The 1,770-nt window shown below is 62.6% G+C and carries 1 protein-coding gene and 1 pseudogene; one reads left to right on the plus strand and one right to left on the minus strand.

Translation table 11 applies throughout. From position 1 onward, the window contains the following. Positions 1-235 (minus strand): transposase (locus tag FEV53_RS20155; protein WP_142836281.1); only part of this gene is annotated, 235 nt, incomplete at its 3' end. Between the two features lie 287 nt (positions 236-522). On the opposite strand from FEV53_RS20155, the pseudogene FEV53_RS20160 reads away from it, so the two are divergent. After that, positions 523-1,770: pseudogene (locus tag FEV53_RS20160) on the plus strand (IS5 family transposase); the annotation flags it as partial.

Below are 1,770 nucleotides of genomic sequence, written 5' to 3' on the forward strand. Positions count from 1 at the left end.
GCCCGATTTTGACGTGCAGCTTTCCGACCTCTGCCGCCGATATCGTCGGCTCCGCGGTCGCCTGGCCGGTGAAGGCCTGTGCCATGTTCTCAATCGCGGTCCGTTTCCAGCCGCTGATCATGGTAGGGTGGATGTCATACTTCTTGGCCAGCTCGGCCGTCGTCAGCTCCTCGCGGATGGCTTCCAAAGCCACCTTCGCCTTGAACTCTGCCGAATAGCGTTTCCGTTTCGTCATTTCTGTGCGTTCTTCCTCAGACACTACAGATTAGCACCCGGTCCGAAATCCCGCGACCACCTCTTTCCTCGGCCGGTCGTTCTCTTTCCGCAGGCGCTTGAGCTTCTTCAGTTGGTCGATTCCCATTCCGCCACACTGCTTGCGCCATCGGTAATAGGGCTGCTCGATAGTTCACCCTGAACAACACCCATCCCATTGTTTTTATATATAACACAGTGTCTCCGGTAGGCTTCAGGCCCGGCATTTGGTATTTTTGCAGCCGGACCCCTGCAATTTCGAGCTGCGATATGAAGCCCGGAAGGCCTCCCCCGGAGCAGGATGATCTGCTGCGCGCGCGATGGGTCGGGATGATCGACATGCGCCACGAACTGGTGAAGCTCGCCGCTCTGATCGACCGGGAGCTGTTCGAGCGGGAATGGGCCGGGTTGTTCCCGTCGCAGACCGGTCGCCCTGCCACGCCGACGCGCCTGGTCGCGGGGTTTTTGTATCTCCGGCACGCCTTCCGGCTGTCCGACGAGGCGGTCGTGCACGGTGGGCCGGGACCCCTTACTGGCAGCATTTCTGCGGCGAGACGGTCTTCCGGCATCGCCTGCCGATCAACCCCTCGTCGATGACGCGTTGGCGCAACCGGATCGGCGAGGAAGGGGTCGAGTGGCTGCTGTCCGGGACAATCAAGGCCGGACAGCGCGCCGGAGTGGGGCAGGATAACCATCTCCAGATGACTACTGTCGAGACCACGGTGATGGAAAAGAACATCGCGCACCCCACCGATGCCCGGCTTTACGACGTCGCACGGCGCAAGCTGGTCGGGCTGGCCCGCGCGGCCGATATCAACCTGCGCCAGAACGACAATCGCCTCGGCCCCCGGCTTTGCGGGCAGGTCGGGCGCGATGCCCACGCCCGCCAGTTCAGGAGGATGCGCAAGGCCCTGCGTCGGCTCAAGGGCCATACCGGCCGCGTGCTGCGCGACATCGAACGGCAGACAGACAAGGGGACTGAGGGACCGCTGAAAGCGCGGATCGCGGAGATGACGGCGCTGGTAAACCGGTTGCTGGCGCAGAAGCCACAGGACCGAGAGACGCTTTACAGCCTGCACGAACCGGCGGTGGCTTGTATCTCGAAAGGCAAGGCGCACAAGCGCTGTGAGTTCGGCACGAAGGTCAGCGTCGCGACCATCACGGAAGGTGGCTTCGTCGCCGGCATGCGATCACTGCCGGGCAATCCTTTCGACCCTTTCGACGGGCACACTCTGCACGCGGCACTGGAACAGGTGGACATCCTGACCGACCGGCGCCCGGACATGGCCTTCGTCGACCGTGGCTGCCGTGGCCACGGCGTTGAAACAGTGAAGGTCTTCATCAGCGGTGTAAGGCGCGGTGTCACCAGGACCATCGCGAAACTGCTGCGACGACGAAGCGCCATCGAACCAATGACGGGCCATATGAAAGCCGACGGACGTCTGACCCGATGCCCACTCAAAGGAACCGAAGGTGATGCCCTTTTCGCGGGCCTCTGCGGCTGCGGTCACAACATCC

Source organism: Palleronia caenipelagi, from assembly GCF_007004065.1.
GTDB classification, from domain to species: Bacteria; Pseudomonadota; Alphaproteobacteria; order Rhodobacterales; family Rhodobacteraceae; genus Palleronia; species Palleronia caenipelagi.